At 62.0% G+C, this 19813-nt stretch carries 26 protein-coding genes; 1 reads left to right on the forward strand and 25 read right to left on the reverse strand.

Translation table 11 applies throughout. The annotated features are described in order from the left end of the window. From ACV4UX_RS10660 to ACV4UX_RS10675, 4 genes are all read right to left on the reverse strand, one after another. On the reverse strand, positions 1–468 hold a 468-nt coding region (locus tag ACV4UX_RS10660; protein ID WP_491593267.1), incomplete at its 3' end, for a hypothetical protein. A 24-nt stretch (positions 469–492) separates the two neighbouring features. Beyond that, positions 493–1047, reverse strand: coding sequence for a hypothetical protein (locus tag ACV4UX_RS10665; RefSeq protein WP_491593268.1), 555 nt, complete (start codon positions 1045–1047; stop codon positions 493–495). A 43-nt stretch (positions 1048–1090) separates the two neighbouring features. Next, entirely contained in the window at positions 1091–1822 is a 732-nt protein-coding gene (locus ACV4UX_RS10670) for a metal-dependent transcriptional regulator (protein ID WP_491593269.1), read from the reverse strand. Between the two features lies 1 nt (position 1823). Beyond that, entirely contained in the window at positions 1824–3767 is a 1944-nt protein-coding gene (locus tag ACV4UX_RS10675; RefSeq protein WP_491593270.1) for a FeoB small GTPase domain-containing protein, read from the reverse strand. Positions 3768–3841: 74 nt separating this feature from the next. On the opposite strand from ACV4UX_RS10675, the gene ACV4UX_RS10680 reads away from it, so the two are divergent. Further along, positions 3842–4267 (forward strand): 4Fe-4S binding protein, encoded by a 426-nt coding sequence (locus tag ACV4UX_RS10680; protein ID WP_491593271.1) that lies wholly within the window; start codon positions 3842–3844, stop codon positions 4265–4267. Here the strand turns inward: ACV4UX_RS10680 and ACV4UX_RS10685 are convergent. From ACV4UX_RS10685 to ACV4UX_RS10785, 21 genes are all read right to left on the reverse strand, one after another. Next, entirely contained in the window at positions 4236–4502 is a 267-nt protein-coding gene (locus ACV4UX_RS10685) for a hypothetical protein (protein ID WP_173080303.1), read from the reverse strand. The genes ACV4UX_RS10680 and ACV4UX_RS10685 overlap by 32 nt on opposite strands. Positions 4503–4508: 6 nt before the next feature. Continuing rightward, positions 4509–4862: a hypothetical protein gene (locus ACV4UX_RS10690; protein WP_491593272.1), complete on the reverse strand. Its 354-nt coding sequence runs from the start codon at positions 4860–4862 to the stop codon at positions 4509–4511. A gap of 3 nt (positions 4863–4865) precedes the next feature. Continuing rightward, positions 4866–5267, reverse strand: a complete 402-nt coding sequence (locus ACV4UX_RS10695) for a hypothetical protein (protein ID WP_491593273.1) — start codon at positions 5265–5267, stop codon at positions 4866–4868. After that, the gene (locus tag ACV4UX_RS10700) at positions 5264–6163 is read right to left on the reverse strand and encodes a cation diffusion facilitator family transporter (protein WP_491593274.1); all 900 of its coding nucleotides are present in this window, start codon (positions 6161–6163) and stop codon (positions 5264–5266) included. The genes ACV4UX_RS10695 and ACV4UX_RS10700 overlap by 4 nt, the downstream gene beginning before the upstream one ends. Positions 6164–6195: 32 nt before the next feature. Beyond that, entirely contained in the window at positions 6196–6426 is a 231-nt protein-coding gene (locus ACV4UX_RS10705) for a LapA family protein (protein ID WP_491593275.1), read from the reverse strand. A 136-nt stretch (positions 6427–6562) separates the two neighbouring features. Next, complete coding sequence (locus tag ACV4UX_RS10710) at positions 6563–6961, reverse strand: OadG family protein (protein ID WP_491593276.1); 399 nt, start codon at positions 6959–6961, stop codon at positions 6563–6565. Then, positions 6942–7790 carry a 4Fe-4S binding protein gene (locus ACV4UX_RS10715; protein ID WP_491593277.1) on the reverse strand — a complete coding sequence of 283 codons (849 nt, stop codon included), beginning with the start codon at positions 7788–7790 and terminating at the stop codon, positions 6942–6944. The genes ACV4UX_RS10710 and ACV4UX_RS10715 overlap by 20 nt, the downstream gene beginning before the upstream one ends. Positions 7791–7860: 70 nt before the next feature. Continuing rightward, positions 7861–8322 (reverse strand): hypothetical protein, encoded by a 462-nt coding sequence (locus ACV4UX_RS10720; protein WP_491593278.1) that lies wholly within the window; start codon positions 8320–8322, stop codon positions 7861–7863. Positions 8323–8535: 213 nt separating this feature from the next. Continuing rightward, positions 8536–9417, reverse strand: coding sequence for a S1C family serine protease (locus ACV4UX_RS10725; protein WP_491593279.1), 882 nt, complete (start codon positions 9415–9417; stop codon positions 8536–8538). After that, positions 9414–11576 carry a TSUP family transporter gene (locus tag ACV4UX_RS10730; protein WP_491593280.1) on the reverse strand — a complete coding sequence of 721 codons (2163 nt, stop codon included), beginning with the start codon at positions 11574–11576 and terminating at the stop codon, positions 9414–9416. Before ACV4UX_RS10730 ends, ACV4UX_RS10725 begins: the two co-directional genes overlap by 4 nt. Before the next feature lie 2 nt (positions 11577–11578). Continuing rightward, positions 11579–13219 (reverse strand): PDZ domain-containing protein, encoded by a 1641-nt coding sequence (locus tag ACV4UX_RS10735; protein ID WP_491593281.1) that lies wholly within the window; start codon positions 13217–13219, stop codon positions 11579–11581. An 85-nt stretch (positions 13220–13304) separates the two neighbouring features. Then, on the reverse strand, positions 13305–14516 hold the full coding sequence (locus ACV4UX_RS10740) for a magnetochrome domain-containing protein (RefSeq protein ID WP_491593282.1): 1212 nt from the start codon (positions 14514–14516) through the stop codon (positions 13305–13307). A gap of 4 nt (positions 14517–14520) precedes the next feature. Next, the gene (locus ACV4UX_RS10745) at positions 14521–15405 is read right to left on the reverse strand and encodes a cation diffusion facilitator family transporter (protein WP_491593283.1); all 885 of its coding nucleotides are present in this window, start codon (positions 15403–15405) and stop codon (positions 14521–14523) included. Next, the gene (locus tag ACV4UX_RS10750) at positions 15405–15533 is read right to left on the reverse strand and encodes a hypothetical protein (protein WP_491593284.1); all 129 of its coding nucleotides are present in this window, start codon (positions 15531–15533) and stop codon (positions 15405–15407) included. The genes ACV4UX_RS10745 and ACV4UX_RS10750 overlap by 1 nt, the downstream gene beginning before the upstream one ends. A 13-nt stretch (positions 15534–15546) precedes the next feature. Beyond that, the gene (locus ACV4UX_RS10755) at positions 15547–16047 is read right to left on the reverse strand and encodes a hypothetical protein (RefSeq protein ID WP_491593285.1); all 501 of its coding nucleotides are present in this window, start codon (positions 16045–16047) and stop codon (positions 15547–15549) included. Positions 16048–16064: 17 nt separating this feature from the next. Then, positions 16065–16796: a LemA family protein gene (locus ACV4UX_RS10760; protein WP_491593286.1), complete on the reverse strand. Its 732-nt coding sequence runs from the start codon at positions 16794–16796 to the stop codon at positions 16065–16067. A 39-nt stretch (positions 16797–16835) separates the two neighbouring features. After that, the gene (locus ACV4UX_RS10765) at positions 16836–17171 is read right to left on the reverse strand and encodes a hypothetical protein (protein ID WP_491593287.1); all 336 of its coding nucleotides are present in this window, start codon (positions 17169–17171) and stop codon (positions 16836–16838) included. Positions 17172–17213: 42 nt separating this feature from the next. Next, positions 17214–18146, reverse strand: a complete 933-nt coding sequence (locus ACV4UX_RS10770; protein ID WP_491593288.1) for a hypothetical protein — start codon at positions 18144–18146, stop codon at positions 17214–17216. 52 nt (positions 18147–18198) lie between these two features. Beyond that, positions 18199–18999, reverse strand: a complete 801-nt coding sequence (gene mamA / locus ACV4UX_RS10775; RefSeq protein WP_491593289.1) for a magnetosome protein MamA — start codon at positions 18997–18999, stop codon at positions 18199–18201. Further along, a complete protein-coding gene (locus ACV4UX_RS10780) occupies positions 18992–19177 on the reverse strand; it encodes a hypothetical protein (RefSeq protein ID WP_491593290.1) in 186 nt (61 codons plus the stop codon). Before ACV4UX_RS10780 ends, mamA begins: the two co-directional genes overlap by 8 nt. A gap of 112 nt (positions 19178–19289) precedes the next feature. Next, positions 19290–19813: HDOD domain-containing protein (locus ACV4UX_RS10785; RefSeq protein ID WP_491593291.1), on the reverse strand; the 524-nt coding region annotated here is incomplete at its 5' end.

Here is a 19813-nt window from a genome sequence, read left to right on the forward strand (position 1 = left end):
GCCGTAGGCCACGGCGAAGGGCTCGGAGGCGATGAGCACGTCGTCGATCATGTCGCGCGCGATCTCCACGAGGAGTTTCTTGTTCTGGGTGCTCGCCAGGGCGGGAGCGCCGAGAACCGCCCGCACGGACACGGGGCCCGTCTCTTCGGCCTTCACGAGTTCGATGAGGTGGCTCAGCAGGTCGCGCGCCACTTTCTTGTAGGTCTCGAACTCGGCGGGGTTCACGTCCTGCATGTTGGAATACTTGATCATGCCCTTTTCGAAGGGCCTGCGCACGTCCAGGGCCAGACGGTTTTTCAGCGCGTCCTGGCCGAACACGACGTCCTTGCCGATGAGTTTGCGCGAGACCATGTCCTTGGGATAGCCCACGTAGCTCGGCACGAACGTCCTGACGCCGTTGTCGCAGGCGATCACGCTGCGCGACGTCCCCAGGTCGATTCCGACGTTCAAAACCTTCACGTTGCTCATTGCGTCAACTCCTTGGGGATGGCGTCACTTGCCGGATTCTTTACGGATGGCCAGGTTCTCGTTCACCAGGGCGCGAAGGAAGGCCTGCCGGTCCTTGCTGAGTTTCTTCGCCTCGGGTTTGGGCGCTTCGGCGCGGCTGGGGACAGCGACCGCGCGCACGCCCTGTTCCTCGATCCTGCCCAGGCGCTCTTCGATGCGGGAGAGCCGCTCGACGATTTCATGCAAGGTCTTGGAATCCTGTGCCTTTGATTCGGATGAAAACATGCGTCCCACCGTGTTGTGGATGGCCCGGAACGGAGCCGTGGCCGCGTTGGCAACCGGCGTGAACAGGCGGCAGACGCATTCGCCCGTGGCCTGTCCGCCCCGTTTGACCAGACTGGCCGAAACCATGCCCCCGTATTCGACGGAGGCCAGCATCAGCTTGCCGGCCTGGGCCAGGGCCGCGGCCGATTCACGGGTGCCGCGCCCCACGAAACGGCCGCTTCGCACGAAGTAGCTCCCGGCCTTCATGCCTGTGTAGGCGGCCAGCGCCCTGGAGTAGCCTCCGAAGTCGGTCTCGACATCCTGGCAATGCGTCATGTCTGCCCCCATGATGCTCGTTGACGTAAGACCCGGCCGGAACCTAGCGGCCCGCCAACCTGGATCCGATCCTGCGCAGCAGGCTGCGCTTCCGCTTGGGCGGGACGTGCTCGGTCTCGGCCACGTGTCCGTTGCCGTTGCTCGACCATACGCGGATGGAATCCGCGATGGTGTCGTCAAGCGCCACGCTCGAACCCTCGCATTCCACGACGACGCAAGGTGCAATCTGCCTCAAGGTGATTTCCACCCCGGGGCGAATTTGGAAGCCATTGAGTTTGAAGAGGCAGCGGTTGTCGCGGCAGTCGATGTAGGCAACCTTGGCCATTTCTCCGATGGCAAGCGACTTCAAAGGAGCGACGGCATGACGTATCGCCGTCGTGAAGTTGTTGCAGCAGTTGCCCGGAGGAATGGGATTGCCGTGCGGACACTTGGTGGGATGGCCAAGCAACGTGCACAATCCATCCACAAGTTCCGTAGAGTGGGTGTGTTCGAATTCGCATGCCCCGTCCTCGAAGTTGCCGCCAAAAACATCGTAAAGAAGCCGTTCACCGATCCGGTGCGCGCGGATGATGTGCTTCGCCCGTTCCGCCCCGTTCTTGGTCAGGGTGATGCGTCGACCGCTGTCGGTGATTGATGCCAATCCGGTCGCCTGCAAGTCAGACAGCATCCCCTCGATGTAGTCGGCGCCCATCATGCGCACGAACGTATCAAGGCCGTCTTCACCTTTTTCGCACATAATCCAAAGCTTTTCAAGGCATTCATCCTGGGCGTGCATGTCATCCTCCGAAGAGACGCAAGAGCGTATTGAGCGAAGCAGAGGCGGCGATGGCGCAAATGTTGACGGCGATGAAGATCAATGCCGCATCGCGAACGCTCAATACTTTTGATATCGCCATTACGTTTGCAAAACATGGCGCAAACATGGTCGTCAGTGTGACGGCGACGATACTTTGATTGTAGTCCAACTCACCCTTTCGAATCAGATCGATGATGAGCGCGGCGGCAGCCTCGTGCCGTGCAAGCAGCAGGATGAGCGCGTCCACCATGGAGGAGGGCAGGCCCAATGCATGCTCCAGCACGGGTTCCAGCCATGTCTTGAGTTTGTCAAGAATGCCCACGGCATCGATACTGAAGAGGAACAGGGCTGCCAGGATGAAAACGCCGAGGGATTCCTTGATGAAGGTCCAGACCTTCATGAACGTTTTCTTGGCGATGACGGCCAGTGAAGGAATCCGTATGGGGGGAAGTTGCAGAATGAAGGGGTCAAGGGTTTCCTTTTGCTTCAGGAACCGGTTGAGCCCCAGTCCGGCCAGAAGTTCGACCGCAAGAAGCCATGCGCTGGAAATGATGAAGGCGCCCCAGCCCATCCTGCCGACGATGCTCATGTTGAGCCCCATCTGGCCGGCGCAGGGAATGGCGAAGGCGACCAGGAAGATGGTGATGAAGCGCTCCCTTGGAGACGTGATTGTCTTGGCGGTGAGCGTGGCCATGGTCTTGCAACCGAAGCCGAGGACCAGCGGCATGATGGCGCTGCTGCCGAGGCCAAGTTTGCCCAGAAGGCGTCGTGTGAGCACCGAGAGGTTCGGAAGATAGCCGATCTCTTCCAGTGTATTGAATATGAAATAGAAAACAGTGAGTATGGGGACAACTGTAAGCAGCGCATTCGCAACGCCCATGGAGAGCATGCCGTAGTCCCCGATCATAAGTTCTGTCCAGAATCCGGCAGGCAGGGCTGCTTGAAGGGCATCGTGGACTGGCTGCCAGAGGTGGTTGTTCATGGCTTCGGCAACGGCATTGGCGCCGTCCACCACGAGCTTGAAGGTAATATACAGAATCATTATCAATATGAGCGGGCCGGTCGTCACCGAGCGGCAAAGGTGCCCGAGGTGGGCCAGGGCGTCGTTGACGGGGGCGTGGCCCCTGCGCGCCACGCGCCGGAAACAGCCGTCCACCCAGGCGTGCCATGCGGCGCGAAGCTTGACTCCGGGGTCTCCGCGCATGGAACGTTTGATTTCTCCGAGTGTCTGCCGGAGGGGTTCGGCCGGATCAATCCCCGGAGTGCACCCGAAACGGCAGCCGCCCTTTCCGGAGAGCAGCAGCGCGTGCGCTTCGGCATCGGGGTAGGCAACGCCCGACGGCATTGCCTCCCGGACGGTCGAAAGCGCCTGGCGCAAGGAGCGGGTGTGTCGGATGTCGTCGGGGGGGGCGGGCTTGGCCTTGTCCAGCAGGCCATGGAATCCGTTGCCGTTCTTGCCTGAAAACGTGGCAACCGGGGCCTGCAGCGCGCGTTTGAGGGCAGAGATGTCTATGCTGAGTCCGTTGCGGGTCGCTTCGTCGAGCATGTTCAGCGAATAGACGGTCGGAATGCCCAGCGTGGCGACTTCAAGTGCGAGGCCCAATGACTGCTTGAGCCTGTTGGCGTCGATGCAGAACAAAATGACGTCGGGGCGGGGAGAGCTGAGGGCTTCGCGTATGCAGCCGAGGCTGTCGTCGTCTCCAAACAGGGTGTAGATGCCCGGCGTGTCGACGAGTGTCGAACATGTTTCTTCACCAGCTACCGGTGCTTCGTTGAGATCGATGGTGGTAAGGGGCGCATTGGCCACTTCGGCGTAGCGTCCCGTCAGGCGTGTGAAGAGATGGCTCTTCCCGCTGTTGGGCAGCCCCAGGATGACCGTCCGTCTGGCTTGCGTTGCATTGCTCATTGACAAGTCGAAATCCATGAATAAGAATGACAATTAGACGAAAGAACAATTCCATTCGCTTCATTCGAGCAATTCGACGATATACGGTCATCATGCCCTACACGATCACATCCGACTGCATCGGCTGCGGTGCTTGCGCGAAAAAATGTCCCGAACACGCCATCAGTGGAGAGCGCAAGCAGCAGCATCACATCGAGAGCCTGTTCTGCACAGAATGCGGAACGTGCTTCCGCTCCTGTCCGCGAGGCGCAATCGAAGACCCAAACGGCATCAGGCCCCCGGCGAAGGGGAAAAAGGTCAAGAGAATTGCTCATATTGAACCGAACATTTGTGCTGCATGCAAAACATGTCTCTTGCACTGCCCCCAGGAGGCAATCATCTACAAAAGAGGCGGTTTGCTGGTTGGCGCTGCATGCCGTGTCGATCCTGAGAGATGCCTCGGTTGCGGCGAGTGCAAAAAATTGTGCATCATGAATGCCATAACCATCAAGGATCAAGGTCCCCGTAGCGGGTCTTGAAGTAATAGCCGCAACGGGTGCAGCAGCTGATGGTCTCTTTGGCGCCCGCCATGTAGATGCCTGCAACGACGATGATGATCCCTAGAAACAGGCCGCCGAAAAGCGTGAACAGCGCGCCGAAGGCGATGGTTCCATAGGCCCACTTCTTGTCGAACTTGTCGGCCTGGATGATGTCCATGGCCGTGTCGCACTGCTTGCACTTCGCGCCAGCGCCTCGCGCGAGGACCGTACGCATGGACGTCTACTCCGCCCGTGCCGAGGTTTTCTTCTTCATGGAACCTAAGCCCAGCGACAGGCCCATGGCCCCGCCGACGACTCCGGCGACCTTGGTGACAGCACCGGCGAGGATCAGTTCGCCCGCGCTGGCCACGATGGCGATGGTCGCCACACCGGCCAGGAGGCCTACGCCCGTGCCGATGACGACTTTGGAGCCGACGTTGAGCACGTCCATGACCCCCACCTGGCGGGGTTTTTCAAGGTCGTCGAATGCAATGAGATCATCGTCGAAGCGGTTTGCGCGTTTGAGGGCGGCAGAACCGTTGCGGATGCGGATTTCTTTCTTCCTTGCTTCGTAATCAGAGGTGAAGTCGTTCATGGCTTATTCCTCCTTGACGTAGAGAATCGGCACCGAATAGCCCAGGTGGCCGTTTCCTTTGCCGTCTTGCTTGTCCGCTTTGTTTTTGATGGCGGCCGAAGTGGCGGCTCCGGCAATGCCCATTCCCGCTACGACCTTTGCGGCGAGCACGGTTTCGATGACGCCCTTGACGCCCACAGCCACAGCCGCACCGAGTCCTGCCACCGAGGCCACCATGCCCACGCAGGCTCCGGCGGCAAGGGTTTTGCCAAGGTGGTTTTTGGAGTTCCCCTGCGCGCAGGAACCGCAGGTTCTGGTCGTTGCGTCCACGTCCTCGCCGCCTTTGGCCATGCGCAGGTGCAGGGCGCAAACCTCGGGGCTGTAGCCCCTGATGGCGCAGTTGAGGCAATCGGCTTTGGAACTCATATCATCTCCCCTGCCGGCTGGGAGTTTCCGGCAGATTTGCAGCAAGAGCCGAGTTTTCCGGTTTTGAATACGACAACAACATCATCGAGGTCGGCAAATGTAGCCACAAGCTTCGTTCGGACGCTTTCGGCTATGGCGTAGGCCTCCTGGACCGTCTTGGAACGATCCACGAGGATTTCAAGCTCGGCTTTGACCTTGCGCCCGGTGCGGTGCGTCTTGAGCGAGTTCACAAGCCCCACCTCAGGCACGCCGTGGGCAATTTCATAGATTTTATCTTCATAAGCGCCGTTGACCGACTTGTCGAGAAGACCGGCCAAGGCGTCGAGAAACACCTTGTAGAGTACGCGGCCGATGAGCAGGGCCACCACCAGTGTGGCCACAGCGTCAAGCCTGGGCAGGCCCCACCATGCGCCGAGCGAGCACACGGCCACCACGCCCGCCGCGTAGGAGTCGGCGCGGTTGGCCATGGCGTTTGCCATGATGGCGGGGCTTTTGGCGTGCACGGCCACGCAGCGCAGATAATGGTACAGGATCTCGTTGCCGATGATGGAGGCGACCGCAACCAGGAACGGAGAAAAGTCCATGAGCGCAGCCGGGGCGTTCATGAACTGTTTCACGGCTATCCAGGTGATGGCCAGTGTGACCACCGCGAAGATGATGCAGGTGAAACCGGCAGCGATGTACTCAGCCTTGCCGTATCCGAATGGAAAATGTTCGTCTGCTTCCCTGGCGGTCACCTTCTGGGTGATGATGATGCTAAACGACGAAATAATGTTCGATATAGATTGGATGGCAATTGCAAGGCATGCGGTGCTTCCGGCGACAAAGCCTACAAGAGTCTGCAGCAGCGCGAGGAGAAGGCTTGCCCAGATGGAGTACCAGGCTGCTTTTTGCATGCAACCGGAGCAATACGAGTCTTTCATGATGGCTACTCGAATTCGTCAAACAGGTTGTCGTTGGAAGAGTCCTTCTTCTTCCTGCTTCGCATGAGCAAAAGACGCCGTTTAAGCTCTTCCTCCCGCGAAATGCCTATGAAGTGCCTCACGATGAAACCCAGGCCGAAGGAGATGAAGATGAGAAAAATAACCCTGATCTCCACGGCCTTGCCCATGAGCAAATGCACCTGGACGTGGTCGAAGTTGTTCAGAGTGAATAGCACACCAAGTACGGTGGCTAAGACTGTCAAAACGGTTCTCAGCATCTTTGTCTCCGTCGATCAAGGCTCACATCACGAAATCTGGTCGGTTCACGCCTTGTTGTAAAGCGCAGTCGCTTTATGCGGCCAAGGGCATTCGTCATTGCACTGGGCCCGTGTAGGCGCGTATCCCGTTTCCTGAGGTGGCAGGAGTTCCGGGCATCGGTTTCGCTGGCTGTTGGCCGGGCAAAGCCCGCCATCCAGTCTCGAATTTTGGTTTCTGCGCCTGCGGCGATCCGGGGAGGGGCTCCCAAACCAGCTGCTGCTGTGCCGCAGGATGATAGATGAGCGGCTGGGGGCCCATGCCCGGTTGCCACTCCCTGGGTGTCGGCGCGAACCATTCGGACACAGCTGCGGCGACCATGGCCTGCGGGCTCTGCGGCTTGCTCGTGCTTTTGTGCAGCACGAAGAAGACAACGGCCAAAAGGATCAGGAACACAATCCCGATCGCAATGAAAGTGTTCTGGCCGCCGGGCACGCTACGATACGATTTCTGCATCCGACCGGCTCCGGGCGTTGAGAGAAGTGACAATCTTGACATGTCCGCACCTGGTGCATTCGAAGCAGCGGATGCACTCAGTGGAGTTGAGCTCCACGGGCACGTCCAGATCCATGGGGCAGCTCGCGTTGCAGGCTGAGCAGTCGTCGCAATCGGGCGACATTTCAAGCCTTACGAAACTTATGCTGTTGAACAGCGCGAGAATCGCTCCCATGGGGCAGAACATTTTGCAGAATATGCGTTTCACGAACACGAAGGCAAGCAGAAACGCCGCCACGCCGAGAACGACCGCGACATATTGGATGTCAGGGGCCACCGGCAAGACCGGCGCGCCGGTGAACGGGTTGACGGGGTTCCAAGCCACCCAGGGCACCGCAGCCAGAAGACCGCCCGCCGGGCAGAGCTTGCAGAAGAGCGTCGAGGCCGTAAGCCAAGGCACGAAAAGCACGGTCACTGCCAGCACTGCCCACTTCACATGCCTGAACGCGCGGGGAATCTGGAATTTGGGCGACGGGATGCGGTGAAGCAACTCCTGAAAGAAGCCGAACGGACAGGCCCATCCACAGGCCATTCGGCCGGTGAAGGCGCCCACCAGGCCGATCATGCCAAGCAGCATGTAGGGAACGCTGCGAATGGCCATGAAATGTTGCAACGTACCAATCGGACAGGAATATAACGCCGAAGGACATGCATAGCAGTTGAGATACGGAACGCATACACCTTTCAGTTGATTGGTGTTCACGTAGCGCGTGACCAGGGAGCCAACGTATCCGTTGCTCATTATGGCGCTGGCTGCCTGGATGAACGTTCGTAACTGCGACAACTGCATTGTTTCCTCACATCAGCACATGAAACTAGCGAACGGTGGTTTGCTGGCCAACCTGGCCGGCAGGACCGCCTCAGCCGGCCCACGCAGCCACGGTGGCGCCTGCAGGAGGCGAGGTCTGCTGACCGGCTGCGCCGGGCAGACAGCGGAATTGCATGGTCTGGCCGCAAATGGGGCACGCGGCCTGGCCGTTGGCGCCCACGCGGGGCAGGCCCACCACGCCGTGAATGTTGCAGACATACTGCCCGGCCTGGGGGGGGGCGGCCTGCAGCGCGGTCTGGCCCGTCTGGGGGGCGGGCCGCGCCGGAGCGGGTTGTCCGGCCACAGGTTGGGGTGCTGCCGCCAGCATGATCTTGTTGGCCACGCTCATTTCGTTTTTCCAGTGGCCGAATCCGTAAACGCCCCAGTAGGCAGCGGTGGAGGCCAGGGCCACAAGGGCCACCGAACCGCCGAAGGCGGCCAGCGTGGACGTTTTCACGCCCAGGTAGGCTTCCAGATTCTTCACCATGCCTTCAATTTCTTTCAGGATTCCCATAGGCCGTATCCTCATTCTCTTCCCCCTCTCGGGGATCGGTTGCGCTCGCTTTCGCCCGTTTTCGGACTAGCCCAGTCCGAGACATGCCAGTCAGAGGGTTGAACCGTTGAACCAGATCTCCCTGAATTCGCCGCGCCATGCGCCGAGAAGCAACAGGGTCAGGCTCGCCGTCGCGACGACGATGAACAAGGTCTTTCGCGTCATGGCCCGACCTCAGCGCGTCCTTCCCGAAAGAAGGTTGGCGGCGTTGTTGATGGGGGCGGCGAAGCCTATGCCGGAGTACTTGTGGTCCGGCATGAGCGTCGCCATGTTCACCCCGACGACCTCGCCCCGGATGTTGATGAGAGGGCCGCCGTTGTTGCCGTCGTTGATGGCTGCGTCTGTCTGGATCAAGTCGGGGTAGCGGATGCCCTGGATGGTCACCTGGCGGCTGGCGCTGCTCACGATGCCCATGGTCACCGTTCCTGTGAACCCGAAAGGATTGCCCACGGCAAAAACGATGTCGCCCACGTTGACGGCGTCGGAGTTGCCAAGCGGCACTGCGGCGAACAGCTTGTTGGCGCGGATCTTCAGGAGCGCCAGGTCGCAAGTGGAGTCAATGCCCACGACATCGGCCAGGTACTCTTTTTGCGAACCGGCGAACACGGTCACTTTGACCACGCTCGCCTTGCCCACCGACTGGAACGTGGTCAACACGAAGCCGCGCTCGTCCACCACGATGCCGGAACCTGCAGGAGCGGTCGGGTTGCCGCCGGGCGTCAGGTAGGTGACCGGCCCGGAGGGCTGGGTGTCCTGAACCTGCCCGGGTCTGCTTACGCTGACGACGGCGGGCATGACTGCCGCGATGATCTGGCTTACGTCTTCCTGCACCGCGCGGTGGGCCTCAAGCTGTGGCGCAGGGGCCTGGACCTGCGGGATGGCCTGTTGCGGTGCGGTCCCGGCTGACATCTGGATAGGGGCCGCAGGGGTGGGCAGAAGCGGTGGCGCGTTCTGAAACACCGCCATGTTGCTGGCGAGCATGGAAACCAGCAGCGCAAGCAGGAAGAGCCCGGGCCAGAAGAATCTTCTGACGGTATTGTCGCGAAGTGGCTTCATAGATAACCCATGATCCGCGCTGTGAGGCCGAGCGCGGCGAAGACGAGCAGGGTGAAGCCGCACAGGCGCGCGGCCCGGCCATGCCGGAAAGCCCCAGAAACGAGGCCCGCCAGCGCTCCTGTGGCAGCGGCGCATGCCACCGCCAGGACCAGCGGCAAGGAAGGCTGCGCCGTGCCGACCGCCGTGCCGAGCAAGCCCGCGAGGCCTACGCACACGGCGAGCACCGAGCTTGCGGCCTCAGCCATGGGCATCGGCGTTCGAAACACCGAGACGAAGAGCGGCATGAACAGCCAGACGCCGCCGGTTCCGGTCATGGCGCCCGCCAGTGCCGCAGGCATGGTGATGAGAGCGCACATGCCAAGGCCGACGGCATACTCGTGGCCATCGCATGTTTTGCGCCAGGCCAGTCCGCCCGAGTCCTTCCCGGCCAGGGCCGAGGCCAGCCGCAAGTCGGAAAGCTGCAGGAGCGCCGCCGCCGTGAGCACTGCGGCAATGGCCACGGGGAGGGTCTGCACGGGCAGGAAGCGAAGGCCGATGCCGCCTGCGAAGGCGAACACGACGGCCACCGGAGCAACGGCTCCGATCAGGCGCAGGTCGACCATCCCCTTCACGCCTGAGCGCAGCATGGCGACCAAGCCCGTCGCGGCTGAAAGCGCGAGACCCGCCTGGATGGCCGTGACCACGTCGTAACCCATGAGAAGAAGCGTCGGAACGCCCAGAAGGCCTGGGTCGAGACGGATGACCATTGCGGCCAGCGCGGCCAGGAGAAGCCAGAGGCAAGCCGAAACATGCGATGCGGGTACCCACGATGCCGCAGGAACGCGTTCGATCACCCTTTCCCAGGCCACGGTGACGGGGCCTTGGGCCACTTTCTCCTGGATGATGTCATGGCAGGTGGAGCAGGAGCCGAGCTGCGGATGCGGCATGGGCTTGTTGATGTTCACCACGCTCTTCTTGGTGACCACGTGGCAGGTGGCGCAAGGTGGGAAATCCTTGTGGGTGGCGTCCTTGGGCATCTTTTTGGTCATGTCCAGGGGCAGAAGCTTGGCCGGATCGACCACCGGGGCGGCGGGAGTCTGCGCTGCCGCCTGCTGCAAGGGAGCGGCCTGCGCCGGATTCCGCTGGGCGGTGGACTGGGCAGGGCTCTGCCGGGCGTCCGGCAGAGGGGTCCACTGGTCCTGCACCGTGGCGGTCTGTGTGGGGGCTGCGCCGGTAGGAGTCTGGCTGACGGTTGTCTGCGCGGCGGGCAGGGCGGTCCACTGGTCTGGCGCTCCGCCGACCTGCGGTGTGGCGGGCGAACCGGGTGCCCCAGGCGTGTCTTGGGGCGCCGGAAGCTGCGCGCCCGGCTGGCCAGGCTGCGCGGGCAGGGGCTGAAGCGCAGGCAGGCCTGGAGGTGCGGGCGTCACCTGCGCCGCCGGGATGGCCGAAACCACGCCCACGGTCTGCGAGACGAAATTACGGGCCTTGTTGGCCGGGATGACGAAGCCCACGCCCGTGTAGGCGTTGTCGGGCGAGTAGATGGCAACGTTGATGCCGGCGATCCTGCCGTTCAGGTCGAGGAGAGGGCCGCCGCTGTTGCCCTGATTGATGTCGGCGTCGGTCTGGAGCATGTTCCTGTAGGCCACGCCGTCGATGCTCAGGTCGCGTTGCAGGGCGCTGATGATGCCGAAGCTTGCCGAGAACTGGTATCCGAGAGGGCAGCCCAGGGCCACCACCCAGTCTCCCTGGGCGAGTCGGCTCGAGTCGCCGAACACGGCCTTGCGCAGTTCGACGGGAGGGGTGACGCGCAGGAGCGCCAGGTCGAGTTCGGGGTCTTCGTCCACGATCACGGCGGAAACCTCCTGAGCCCCTTGCCGCCAGAAGCCCGCAAGGATGCCGTCCCCGCCGCGCACGACGTGGGAGTTCGTCAGGATGTATCCGCGCTCGTCCACTACGACACCCGTGCCTATGCTTTCGTACCAGATTTCGCCCCCGCCTTGGGTCGCGGCCTTCTTCCGGGCCTTGACGCTGACGACGGAGTCCTTGTTGGCCGCCACGCTTCGCGTGATGGCGTCCTGCAGCTCCGCGAGGTTGCCGGGCCTTCCTCCCGGAACCGCGTGCGCCGGCGCGGCAGCGAACCACGCCGCAAGCAGCAGGATCACGAAAAACCTGACGGACATTCCTATTTGCCGCCGTAGGGAACCAGGCCCTGCTGCTCGTAGAGGTTCACCGCGCCGAGTACGGTTCCTGATACCCCGCTGTACACGGCGATGCGCGAGCTTTTCAGTACGTTGGCCGTCTGGGGCGTCACGTCGGCGCAGATGAGCGCCGCCACGCCCAATTGCTGCAGCAGGGGGGGCAGCATGCTGTCGCGTTTGAGTTCCACGATGGCGTATGTGCGCTTTGCCTCGTCCACAACGATCAGGCCGTTGCTGACACCTTCCGAGCCCACAGCCGAATCCACGGTCTTGTTCTGGGCCAGCACGCCCACCATGGCCGGGCGAGTGGCTGCGATCTGCTGGAACTTCTGGTTGGTTCCGGCGTTGAGTTGCGTGCCCTGCGCCGTGAAGCCCGGAGGCGGCACGGAGAGGAACATGTGCTTGCCCGCGCGAAGAATCTCCGCCACTGCGCCGGTTTGCTGGCTGGCCGCGCCGACGAAGGCGTCCATGGTTGGAGTGGGCACGTTGTTGACCGCCTGGATCACGTCTCCGCTCTGGAAGCCTGCGGCCATGGCCCGTCCTTCCACGTCGGTGACCAGGATGCCCTTGGTCCCGGGGGGAAGCCCCAGGGCCGAGACGTCCTTGCCGGTGAGTTCCGCCGTGCCCATGCCGATCCAGGTGGCCTCGACGGTGATGTCCGGCGGGGCCACCATGGGCACCACCGCAGGCGGAGGAGGCCGCCGCGACAAGGTCACGGTGACGTTCATGGGCTTTGCGCCGCGCTCGATCACCATGCGCAGTTGCTGGCCTGGAGCGCTTTTGGCGATGATTCCGGAGAGCTGCTTGACGTCGCTGATGCGCGTCTCGCCGATGCGTTTGATGACGTCGCCCGTGGCGAGGCCAGCCGTCTCGGCCGGAGACTGCGGAGCCACATAGCTGACGATGACGCCGTTCGCGTCGGGCAGGTTGAACTGGATGCGTATGATGGCGTCGATGTTCTGGATGTCGGCGCCAAGCCACACCGAGTCGCCGGGATCGCCCACGGAAGCGCCAAGAGGCACGTTGGCAAGGGTGATGTGGGCGCTCATGGTGACGCCCTTGCGCGAGTAGACAGCCTTGATCACGTCGCCCGCGCGTTTTCCGGAGAGGATGCCGCCAAGGTCTGCCGGAGTCATGAGCGCGGTGCGGTCGATGGAAAGCAGCACATCGCCGACCTCGATGCCGGCCTTCTGGCCCGGCGAGCCGGGGATGACGGTCGATACGTAAGCCCCGCCAGTAGGCTGCTGACCGGGCGCAGGCTGCAAATCGGCAAGGCCCAGGCCCAGGTACACGCCGTTTTGGGCGATGAGTTGCATCTGCTGGTTGCCGAACCCCGAGGGCAGGGGGGTGTTGATGAGCTGCATCTGCTGGTTGCCCAGGCCGGACGGCAGGGTGGGGGTGTTGATGAGCTGCATCTGCTGGTTGCCCAGGCCGGACGGCAGGGTGATGATCTGGTGCGCTGGCTGCGCCTGTCCGCCTGCCTGTGCAGCCAGTCTGAGTTCGCTCCCGTCTTCGCCGCTCTTGCTCCCGGGCGCGCTGACGCCCGTGAACTTCAAGAGGATGACAAGCATCGCCAGGATGCAGACGAACATCAACGCCCCCGCCCAGAGAAACGCCTTTTGCATTTCTCGCGGGTCTGCCGCGTTGCGCCGAAGTTCCTGGCTTTCTTGATCTGTCATGAGACCATCTCCTGCAACGGCTCAGGCCCGGCTAGTACAGGGTAACCGTGCGGCCCGAAGCGCCAGCGGAAGGCGCAGGGGCGGCCTGAGGGATTTGGGCGGCGCGCAATGCGCCCGCCTGGTAGAGTTCGATCACCTGCCGGGCTGTTCCAGTGACGCCGGGGTAGGTTACGATGCGCAGGTTGCCCAACGTCACGGTGGCGTCCGGGCTGAAACCGCCAGCAATGACGCCGCCCGCCTTCAGATTGGCCATGAGCTGACTGGTCTGAACGCCCCGTCCGGCAAGGCCCGTGTTGGGATTGGCCTCGAACCGGTAGGAGCGGTTCACCTGATCCACCAGCACGAAGAAGGGCGCGTTGTCGAACTGCTGCGCCACGGGCGAATCCAATGTGGAGCCGTTCACCGCCAGGGCCACGATTGCAGAGGGCGTTCCCGCGAGGCCGGCCTGGGGGGACGCGGACTGCGACTGCGCTCCGGGCTGGCTGAAAAGCGGGTCGAGGTTCTTGGGCAGTGTGATGATGATGTTGCGCGATTTCTTGCCGGTGTAGACGGCGAACTTCACGTCGTCGCCAGCGCCGAAGTCGTTGAGCGCGGCTTCGAAGGCGGACACGGTGGCCGTGGGGGACTTGCCCACCCGCACGATCTCGTCGCCGGGCTTGAAGTCGGCCTTGTCGGCCAGCGAACCGGGGGCCACGTCGAGCACGAGCAGAGCGTCCTCCTTGGCCAGGCTGAACTTGGCCATCATGGCTCCGGTGACGGGCTGCACGCTCAGGCCCAGCGACTCGGCGGTCATCCAGGGAAGTCCGGCGGCCTTGGCGGCGGCGCCGGGCGCGGCCTTCGGCTCGATCCACTTGCCGTTGGCCTGCCAGCCGTCGGTGACCTTGTGGCAGAGCATGCAGTTGCCCCAGTACTTGTGGGTGGCCTTCTGCGAGATGATGATGGGAGGGCCGGTCATTACCTTGGAAACTGGACCCGCGGCGCCGGTGGTGACGTGGCATTTGTTGCAGTTGCCCCAATCGGCGTGGGTCATTTTGGTGTTGACGTCGATGGGCGGTCCCATGGGGGTCTTGGCGGCCGCCAGGGCGGGCTGCTGCTTCCCTGCGGGGGCGGGAGTGTAGGTGATGAACGATCCGGGGCAGAGCCTCCACAGCGTCCAGCCGACAATCACGATGACGAGTGCGGCCATGACGGCGATGGCAGGCTTGAACTGCTTCATGCAGAAATCATTTTCGTATTGCTTCATGGCTCTACCCTTCGCTCCCGGCGGGAACCAGATTGACGGAAAGCTTCATCTTGTTGCGTTTGACGGCGGCCCGGATCACCCGTTCGGCCTTGGCCTTGAGTGCCTCGGCATCTTCCATGGTCATGGAGGGGTCGATGGCCAGCCAGATTCTCATGTCGAGCACGGGGCCGAGTTCGCGCGCCACGAGCTTGTGCAACGTCGCCTCGGGCAGCTCCTTCTCGATGGCGGCCTTGGCCTCGTCGGGTTCGTCGCCCTCGGCGGCCTGGTCCATGAGCTTGAGGACGGATTCGTAGATGGACTCGATGCACAGTTTGATGATGACCACGCCCACGATCAGCGCGGCCAGCGGGTCCATCCAGGAGTAGCCCATCATGGCCCCGAGGATGCCGATGAGCACGGCGATGGAGGCGTAGACGTCGGAGCGGCTCTCCCAGGCCTTGGCGATCATGGAGGGGCTGCCCGCCTGCGTCCCGGCGCAGACGCTCTGCCGGAACATCAGCTCGTTGATGGCGATGGCGAAGAAGGCGCCCCAGAGCGCAAACCAGCAAGGGTGCACGACCTTCTTCTCGATGATGGTCACGTAGCCGTCGTGCATGATGTAGAGGCCGATCACGAACAGGAACAGATAGATGCAGATCGCGATCATGTATTCCGTCTTGCCGTAGCCGTCGGGATAGTCCTCGTCAGGCTTTTGAGCCGAAAGGCGCATGCCGATGATCATGACGAAGGTGGCCAAAAGATCCGCAACGGAATGGATCGCATCAGCGATGAGGCCTTTACTGCCGCCTACAACGCCAAGATACGCCTTCAGCACGATCATCATCACGTTGCCGATGATGTTCACCATGCCGACGGAACGGAAGCAACGCTCGCAGGCTTTGTACTTCATTACTCGTCCACGTCGCTCAGTTCGTCCCGTATGGACTGTTCCAGGCTGTGGGCGCCCCTGTACAATATTACGGAGGCCACCAACGTGCCGAGGCCGATCAGGATGCCAATGGTGTGTATCAGCGCCATGGACTTCTCCTCGTTAGACGACGTAATGCCCTTTGAGCATTGCGAAAATCATGATGAAGAACAGGAATTGCTGCGTATGCAGGATGTAAATCCCCTTCTTCATCCTGTTGGGCTGGTACTTGATCCACATGAGGAATCCGAAAAATGTCAGGAAACCCATGAGGGAAAGTGCCACCATCAGCCAGAAATTACCCCACAGGGCAACATAGCAATGTACGCATGCAGCCAGGAAGGAGAAAGTGTTGAGCCAGATGTGATAAATCAGAAGCTGGCGCATGATCTCCTGGGTGCCTTTCAACCTGTAGTGCAAAACGATGCGCTTGACGGGAAAGTACACGTTGGCCGCGAGAAACAGCACCATGCTGAGGTTGCCGCTGCCCGTAGCGAAATTGTAGTCGGAATTGACCGCGTACACGGTGCACAGAAAGAGGAACACGCCCAGGTAGGCCAGCCTCTTGCGGATGGGGCCCCATCCGAAGATGGGGAGGCTGTCCAGGTAGGTGTCTTCCGCCATGGCTGTGCTGAGAGTCTTTAAAATTGCAGGGGGTTGAGCGTTCTGGCTTCCAGTGTCGCCTTGAAGTAGTCGGGCGCCTTGAAGCCGAAGAGCGCGGCGAAATACCGCGACGGGAAATGGTCCGTCAGTTCCGCGTAGGCGAAGATGGCCTCGTTGAGTTTGACGCGTTCCTGGGCGAGGTCTTTCTCGACCTCGATGAGGGCGGCCATCAGGCTTTGGAAGTTGGCGGAGAGTTTCAGGTCCGGGTATTGTTCCGCCACCGCGAGCAGGCCGACCATGCTGCCCATGAGGGCGGCGGCGTCCTTGCCTGCGGCCGGGTCCTTTCCGGTTGCGGCCTGGTTTTCCCGCATGCCCTTGAGCACGTCGTCCAGTTTGCCGCTTTTGAGGTCGCCGGGGCGGATCAGGCTGCGCAGCTTGACGACCTCGGTCATCACCGTCCGTTCGTAGGCGGAGTATCCCTGCACGGCTTTGGAGAGGTTGATGGAAATGTCGTTGCGGCGCTGCATGAACACTTCAACCTGTCCCGCGCTGCGCTGCCAGGCGTGGTCTGCGGTGGTGAGCATGTTGAAGTAGATGATGCACGCCAGCAGAAGCGAGCCGCAGGTGAGTGCGATGATGATCTGGAACTTGTAGTTTGCAAGCTGCGGAATGCGCTCAACCAGCATGTCCCAGTAGTGCTGGATGTTGTTTGCGGATGGCTCGGAGCGTTGGACAAGATTGAATTTCTTGCCGTACGCTTTCACGATCATCCGTGATATGCGGTTGGAACCCATGGAGTTTCTCTCGAATTATTTGTGGTTCCGGATCCCGTGCATGACGGCCAGAAGACCGAATCCCACAAGAAGCACGGGCGCAATGCCGATGCAGAAGTCCTTCGTAGCGATCCATTCGTCGTAGAGTCCGTAGCCGCCCACTGCGAGGAGCAGCACGGCCGCCACGAGGTTGATCTTCTTGTACTGCGTCTTGTCGAAGACCACCGAGAGCAGCGCGAGCAGGCCGATGATCAGCGCGATGGGCTGGACGGCTCCCTTGAACACGCCCACCACGAGCGGGCTCCAAAGGTAGGTCAGGAACAGGCCGACCGCGAAAGCAAGCAGGCCGCATACGATGTGGGGGATTCTCATGGTTTCCTCTCGCCCTTCATCTGCTGGGATGGACAAACCGCACTATCTCGGCGCGCCCGCGCGCACCCAGGCCAGGTAGGTTTTCGTATTGGGGCCTGCGAAGCGGTGCATCTGCCCGCCGGGCATGACCAGGGCCTCGAACAGGCCGTTGTCCACATACATTTTCACGTCTTCGTAGCTCGTCATTTTCCGGAAGGGTCCCAGGTGGCAGCGCATGCAATCCTGCGCCAGCAGCCCCTGGATGCTCCCCTCGTAAGTCAGTTGACCGGGGGCTGCGGGGGCGGCCCCAGGGTGCCTTCCGGCGCCGCCGCCGTGCCCCTGGCCCAGTCCGAGGCCAGGCCCGTTGCCCGGCCCAGCCCCCGGGGGGCAGGGCGGCGCAGGAAGGAGTGCCTGTCCCTGTCCCTGGTGCAGCGGTTGCGTTGCTGCGGCCACGGCGGGCGCGGCGCGCGCCGTTCTCGGCGGATTCTCCGGGGCTCCGTTGCGCAGCCACTGCAGGATGATGTCGGCATCCTGGTTGGCGAAGCGGCGCATGGAGCCCAGCACCATGGCCTCCAGCATGCCGTTTTGCGCATAGGCCCGCACGCTGTCCCAGTCCCGCATGTCCCTTGCGCCGCCCGTGTGGCAGCGCAGGCAGTCCTTGCGGATGATGTCGCGGATGGTCGGCTCGTAGTAGACCTGCGTAGCGGCGGCGGCGACGGCCCCCGCTGCCGGTTTCGGCGGCGCTTTTGGGGCTCCCGCCGCGATCCAGTCCAGGATCACGGGGCCGTCCGCGCCGGCGAATTGTCGCATCAATCCCACGAGCATGGCCTCCAGCATGCCGCTGTCCGCGTAGGCCTTCACGCTGGAGTAGTCCATGAGGTTGCGCAAAGGCCCGGAGTGACAACGGCTGCAATCCTTGCTGATGATGTTCTTGATGGTCGGGTCGTAGTAGACGGGTTCGGCCGCAATGGCCGTCGCCCACCATGCCGCGACCAAGAACGCCGCCCCCAAAAAACGTATCTTCATGACAAGACGGGGCTCGTCCGTATCAGGACTCTTCCCCGTTATGCTCGCGCTCCAGCTCCATGACCTTGGTGAAGTGCTCCGCCGCCGTCTTGTGGTCGTCGCGGCGGACGTTCATGAAGCCCAGGTGCTGGTGGTACTTGATCTCTTCCGGGTCCAGTTCGACGGCCTTGCTCATGGCGGCCACGCCCTTTTCCAGGTTGCCCATGCCCTCATAGGCCAGGCCGAGCAGGTAGTAGGCCCGGGCGTCGTCGGCCATGGCCTCCACCACGCGTTCGAGGTTCTCGGCGGCCTCGGGGAACTTCTTGAGCTTGAGCAGCACCGCGCTCTTGCGGTAGGCGGCCATGACGTGGCTGGGGCGCAGCTTGAGCACCTTGTCGAAGGCGCCGATGGCGCGCGCGTAATCGCCCATCATGGAGAGCGCCACGCCCATCTGGTAGACGGGCTCCACGTCCGCGCGATCGTTCTTGGCCCATTCCTTCAGGTAGCGGATGGCCTCGGAGGGCTCTCCGGCCACGATGGCCCGGCGGCTCAGGTTCCGGTACATCTTGGCCTTGTCCTTGGGGGTCAGGCTGAAGATGCTGTTGTACCAGTTGAGCATCCTGTTGAGCAGCCTGCCGCTCAGAAGCAGGGCGGAATGCAGGTACAGGCTGGGCGAGTCCCCCACGCCGGATTCTTCCTCGCGGCGGGGTTTCTTCGGCTTCGCCTTGCTCTTCTTGGGGGGCTCGGCCTGCTCGTCCTCTTCGACCGCCTCTGCGGGTTCGGCCACGTCCTCAAGAATATCCTCTTCGGGAAACTCGCTCTTGCCGCGATCGCCCTTACTCATCGCACATCTCCTCCTCTTGCTTGACCGGCACGAACCCCGCCAACGCGGCAAGGAGCCCGCCCGCCATCAGTGCCAACGGGATGCTGCCCTTCAGGAAGTCCACAACGTAGTAATACTCGTCATAGAGGCCCCAGACGCCCAGCGCCATCAAAAGAAGCCCCAGGATGATATGAACCATTATGGTCCTCCGGTGTTGAATCGGTCAAGACTGATTGTGGTTATCAGCTGTACGGCGTACACAGCCCCGTCGTGCTGCAAGCCTGGTGCAATGCGGGGGGGGGGGCAACATTCTAGGCAAGTCCCTTGAGCATGCAGTCCACCAGTCGGCAGGACGACATGTAAAGCCGCGCGGTCAGCATGGGGTCAAGCCCCCTGGACGCCACATGCCTTCGCGCTTCTTCGGACCTGTTGTCTTCAATCGCCTGCAGCATGGAAATAAGCCAGGCCCATTCAGACTGCGGTCTTGCGCAAAGAGCGTCGGACAAGTCCACCGGCAATTGAAGCTCGGTTGTCAATTCATCCATTTCGACGCCGAAAATCGCGTCGGCGCACGAAAGCATACCTAGCAGGAAGAGACGCTCGTTGTCCATGCCGACAATGGCCCCGGCGTGAGCGAGCTGGTTCAGGAACGTGGCGCGGTGCAACGCGCGGAACATGAGCTCCTGGCCCTTGTCGCTGGTATCCAGTTCGGAAAGAAGGGCCACGCTGATCCACTGCTTCAAGGCCTCCATGCCGAGCAGCCGGACGGCCTGGCTGATGGAATCGACGGGGTGTGGCAGGGAAAAAGCTGCGGAGTTTACCATGCGCAACAACT

The organism is Fundidesulfovibrio sp. (assembly GCF_058402725.1).

Coding starts and splice junctions, on each gene's coding strand:
- ACV4UX_RS10665 (WP_491593268.1), bottom strand. CDS start 1,047: ATGACGCATTGCCAGGATGTCGAGACCGACTTCGGAGGCTACTCCAGG.
- ACV4UX_RS10670 (WP_491593269.1), bottom strand. CDS start 1,822: ATGCACGCCCAGGATGAATGCCTTGAAAAGCTTTGGATTATGTGCGAA.
- ACV4UX_RS10675 (WP_491593270.1), bottom strand. CDS start 3,767: ATGGATTTCGACTTGTCAATGAGCAATGCAACGCAAGCCAGACGGACG.
- ACV4UX_RS10680 (WP_491593271.1), top strand. CDS start 3,842: ATGCCCTACACGATCACATCCGACTGCATCGGCTGCGGTGCTTGCGCG.
- ACV4UX_RS10685 (WP_173080303.1), bottom strand. CDS start 4,502: ATGCGTACGGTCCTCGCGCGAGGCGCTGGCGCGAAGTGCAAGCAGTGC.
- ACV4UX_RS10690 (WP_491593272.1), bottom strand. CDS start 4,862: ATGAACGACTTCACCTCTGATTACGAAGCAAGGAAGAAAGAAATCCGC.
- ACV4UX_RS10695 (WP_491593273.1), bottom strand. CDS start 5,267: ATGAGTTCCAAAGCCGATTGCCTCAACTGCGCCATCAGGGGCTACAGC.
- ACV4UX_RS10700 (WP_491593274.1), bottom strand. CDS start 6,163: ATGCAAAAAGCAGCCTGGTACTCCATCTGGGCAAGCCTTCTCCTCGCG.
- ACV4UX_RS10710 (WP_491593276.1), bottom strand. CDS start 6,961: ATGCAGAAATCGTATCGTAGCGTGCCCGGCGGCCAGAACACTTTCATT.
- ACV4UX_RS10715 (WP_491593277.1), bottom strand. CDS start 7,790: ATGCAGTTGTCGCAGTTACGAACGTTCATCCAGGCAGCCAGCGCCATA.
- ACV4UX_RS10720 (WP_491593278.1), bottom strand. CDS start 8,322: ATGGGAATCCTGAAAGAAATTGAAGGCATGGTGAAGAATCTGGAAGCC.
- ACV4UX_RS10725 (WP_491593279.1), bottom strand. CDS start 9,417: ATGAAGCCACTTCGCGACAATACCGTCAGAAGATTCTTCTGGCCCGGG.
- ACV4UX_RS10730 (WP_491593280.1), bottom strand. CDS start 11,576: ATGTCCGTCAGGTTTTTCGTGATCCTGCTGCTTGCGGCGTGGTTCGCT.
- ACV4UX_RS10735 (WP_491593281.1), bottom strand. CDS start 13,219: ATGCAAAAGGCGTTTCTCTGGGCGGGGGCGTTGATGTTCGTCTGCATC.
- ACV4UX_RS10740 (WP_491593282.1), bottom strand. CDS start 14,516: ATGAAGCAATACGAAAATGATTTCTGCATGAAGCAGTTCAAGCCTGCC.
- ACV4UX_RS10745 (WP_491593283.1), bottom strand. CDS start 15,405: ATGAAGTACAAAGCCTGCGAGCGTTGCTTCCGTTCCGTCGGCATGGTG.
- ACV4UX_RS10750 (WP_491593284.1), bottom strand. CDS start 15,533: ATGGCGCTGATACACACCATTGGCATCCTGATCGGCCTCGGCACGTTG.
- ACV4UX_RS10755 (WP_491593285.1), bottom strand. CDS start 16,047: ATGGCGGAAGACACCTACCTGGACAGCCTCCCCATCTTCGGATGGGGC.
- ACV4UX_RS10760 (WP_491593286.1), bottom strand. CDS start 16,796: ATGATCGTGAAAGCGTACGGCAAGAAATTCAATCTTGTCCAACGCTCC.
- ACV4UX_RS10765 (WP_491593287.1), bottom strand. CDS start 17,171: ATGAGAATCCCCCACATCGTATGCGGCCTGCTTGCTTTCGCGGTCGGC.
- mamA (WP_491593289.1), bottom strand. CDS start 18,999: ATGAGTAAGGGCGATCGCGGCAAGAGCGAGTTTCCCGAAGAGGATATT.
- ACV4UX_RS10780 (WP_491593290.1), bottom strand. CDS start 19,177: ATGGTTCATATCATCCTGGGGCTTCTTTTGATGGCGCTGGGCGTCTGG.